Annotated in this window: 3 protein-coding genes; 1 reads left to right on the top strand and 2 read right to left on the bottom strand. The window is 39.7% G+C overall.

Translation table 11 applies throughout. The features are described 5' to 3' along the window. Window positions 1-49 precede the first annotated feature (49 nt). Complete coding sequence (aspA, locus tag V7083_RS20070; RefSeq protein ID WP_335481251.1) at window positions 50-1,474, top strand: aspartate ammonia-lyase; 1,425 nt, start codon at window positions 50-52, stop codon at window positions 1,472-1,474. A gap of 27 nt (window positions 1,475-1,501) precedes the next feature. Here aspA and V7083_RS20065 read toward each other — a convergent pair whose 3' ends face one another. Both V7083_RS20065 and V7083_RS20060 read right to left on the bottom strand, forming a co-directional pair. Then, window positions 1,502-2,653, bottom strand: a complete 1,152-nt coding sequence (locus V7083_RS20065; RefSeq protein WP_335481249.1) for a polysaccharide deacetylase family protein — start codon at window positions 2,651-2,653, stop codon at window positions 1,502-1,504. A gap of 177 nt (window positions 2,654-2,830) precedes the next feature. Beyond that, window positions 2,831-3,172, bottom strand: a complete 342-nt coding sequence (locus V7083_RS20060) for a hypothetical protein (protein WP_335481247.1) — start codon at window positions 3,170-3,172, stop codon at window positions 2,831-2,833. Window positions 3,173-3,339 lie beyond the last annotated feature (167 nt).

The following is a 3,339-nucleotide window of genomic DNA, read 5'->3' as shown; positions in this document are numbered from 1 at the left end:
ATATGTTATTATTGCTATGAAAGTTTTATTTTTTAAGGTGGGATAGTAAATGGAGAATAATGTAAAACGGATTGAACATGATTTTTTAGGGGAGAAGGAGATTCCTGCTGGTGTTTATTATGGAATTCAGACGTTAAGAGCAGTAGAGAACTTTCCGATTACTGGTTATCGAATCCATGAAGAATTAATTAAAGCGCTTGCAATCGTGAAAAAGTCTGCAGCCATTGCTAACATGAACACAACGCGTCTATACAGCGGGCTTGGAGAAAAAATTGTTCAGGCAGCCACTGAAATTATTGAAGGTAATTGGCATGAACAGTTCATCGTAGACCCGATTCAGGGTGGTGCAGGAACTTCGATGAATATGAATGCCAACGAAGTTATAGCTAACCGTGCTCTTGAACTGATGGGACATGAGAAAGGGGCTTATAAACATTTAAGTCCAAACAGTCATGTCAATATGTCACAATCAACAAATGACGTGTTCCCTACGGCGATACATATTGCTACCCTTAAATTATTAGAAAAATTATTAGACACTATGAAAGAAATGCATAATGTGTTCCAGGAAAAGGCAAAGCAATTTGAAAAAGTGATCAAAATGGGACGTACTCACCTTCAAGATGCTGTACCGATCCGTCTTGGACAGGAATTTGAAGCTTACAGTCGAGTCCTAGCACGAGATATTAAACGAATTGAAGATTCCAGAAATCACTTATATGAGGTAAATATGGGTGCAACAGCAGTGGGTACTGGATTAAATGCTGACCCGAAATATATTCAAGATGTGGTAAAGCAATTAGCCGAAATAAGTGGTCTGCCGTTAGTGAATGCGGATCATTTAGTGGATGCCACCCAAAATACAGATGCTTATACCGAGGTTTCCGCTACACTTAAGGTGTGCATGATGAATATGTCAAAAATCGCAAATGACTTACGGTTAATGGCTTCCGGACCACGTGCAGGGTTAGCTGAAATCAGTCTTCCTGCTCGTCAACCAGGTTCATCCATCATGCCGGGAAAAGTAAATCCGGTAATGCCTGAGTTAATTAACCAAATCGCTTTCCAAGTAATCGGCAATGATCATACCATCTGTCTTGCTTCTGAAGCCGGCCAGTTAGAATTGAATGTGATGGAGCCTGTTTTAGTATTTAATCTGCTGCAATCCATCAGCATCATGAATAATGGTTTCCGCTCTTTTACAGATAATTGTTTAAGAGGCATCGAAGCCAATGCCGAGAGATTAAAGGATTACGTAGAAAAAAGTGTTGGGATCATCACCGCAGTCAATCCTCATCTAGGTTATGAAATTGCCGCCAGAATTGCACGTGAGGCAACATTAACAGGGAAGTCGGTTCGTGAACTGTGCTTGCAGCATGACGTTTTAACAGAAGAAGAATTAGACTTAATATTAAATATCTATGAAATGACCGAACCTGGAATTGCGGGAGCTTCATTATTAGATCGGGATTAAAAGTAAGGGCTGCTATGAAAAGCAGCCCTAATTTAATACCTCTGTTAATGTCACGATTTTATATCCTTTTTCCTGCAAAATCGGAATGATTTTATTAACCGCTTCGGGAGTATGGATCCCACCAATATGCATCAGAATGATATCCCCATTGCTCGCTCCTTCTTCTATTCGAGAGACGATTTCTTCAACGGATGGCTGCCTCCAGTCAATTGTATCGATGGACCATTGGATACTATATGGATAACCAGCCTCACCAACTGTTTTCAGGGCTGCATCATTAAAAGAGCCATAAGGAAAGCGAAAATATGGACGTGGTGTTTTTCCTGTAATGTTTTTGATTATTTGTTCGGCCTTTATAATATCCGCTTTAAAAGCTTCTGATGTTGTTTTAACCGCATCGGGGTGTGAATATGTGTGATTCCCAATTTCATGGCCATCTGCCACGATTTTTTTTGCGTATTCCGGGAATTTTTCAACCCATTTCCCAGTGAGAAAAAAGGTAGCTTTAATGTTATATTTTCCTAGGATATCTAAAATACTGATCCCTGCAGCATCACTGCCGGCATCAAAGGTCAGGGCAATCTCTTTTTGCTTCGAGTTGCCATTATAAATGAGTTTTGAAGAGACCGTGGCTGGTGGTGGATCTTCTTTTGGCGGTGGGGTGGTTACGGGAGGCTCAGCATTTTTTCCATAAAGAAGTAAAATTTGTCCAGCGTAGATTGCATCAGATTTTAAGTTGTTCCATTGTTTAATTTTGTCAACTGTAAGATTCGCGCGTTTCGCAATAGACCAAAGTGTGTCGCCTTTCACAACGGTATACTTTACTACTTGATCTGAAGAAATGATGATTTTATCAGTATCGGATGGGGGAGGGATCATTGGGTCATCTTTAGGTGGGGGAGTTTCCTCAGGCGGCTCTTGTCCTCCTGGGTCAGGTTTGTGCTCTCCAGGGCTTGGTCCGGGAGCTTCAGTTTTAGGTGGATTTTCAGGATTTGCATGATTTTTGTCGTTCGGGCCCACATCAAAATAAAATAAAGTGTATAGAACACTTGCTAAACAAATTGCACTTAAAATGGAGTAAAACCATCGCATACCAGTCTTTTTAATGAAAGAAATAACAGCTAAAATGATAAATGTTGTAAATAAGATCAGCCCAACTAAAATCAGGATTTTTGTCATAACGGTTTCCCCCGATCTATTTTAGTAAGAATCCAGGGAGCATACCTAGCGTAGTTCAAAGAGCAGGATCATGCAGGATGAGGATTTCTAATTTTATTATATCATTAAGTTAAAAATGGTGCAGTTGTCCAAAAAAAAACCTGCAGTACTGTAATTTCTGCAGGGGGGAGCAATACATTATTTTTTTTCACTTTTTTTCTCGGTATTCTTATCACTTAGGGTACGATAGATTTGCGTATACATACTGTTTTCCACGATGTTTTCCAGGAAAAAAGGACCGATTAATTCTAGGTATTCATCATCATCAAACATTTTTTTATTTTGCAGTTCCATTTCAGCTAGACCCTCATAAGTGGTGAGTAAAGCATATGTATGATCTTTACCCGATATAGGTGTAAGGATTTCGACCTTATGATTATAATTTTCCATTCTAAATTTTTTAATCTCTCGTAAATTTTCAATTCCTTCTTTAAATTTATCTTGCTTAATGATAAACGTCTGATGGACAAGTACAGACATTCAGGCACCTCCAGTGAACTCAAACATAGATAAGTTTAATTTGGACCATTGTCTGATTTTTATTCGGAAGGCTCTGTTAAACTTGTCTGTTGATTTCCGCTCCAGGTGCAAGCGGTTCGTGGGCGTTTCGGCGAGCCTCCTCGGCGCTTGCGCCTGCGGGGTCTCTC

The organism is Bacillus sp. JJ1764 (assembly GCF_036962145.1).
Classification (GTDB): Bacteria; Bacillota; Bacilli; order Bacillales; family Cytobacillaceae; genus Neobacillus.
Note: the sequence above shows the minus strand (reverse complement) of the source record. Positions and strands in the feature narration are given on the sequence as shown.

Coding starts and splice junctions, on each gene's coding strand:
- aspA (WP_335481251.1), top strand. CDS start 50: ATGGAGAATAATGTAAAACGGATTGAACATGATTTTTTAGGGGAGAAG.
- V7083_RS20065 (WP_335481249.1), bottom strand. CDS start 2,653: ATGACAAAAATCCTGATTTTAGTTGGGCTGATCTTATTTACAACATTT.
- V7083_RS20060 (WP_335481247.1), bottom strand. CDS start 3,172: ATGTCTGTACTTGTCCATCAGACGTTTATCATTAAGCAAGATAAATTT.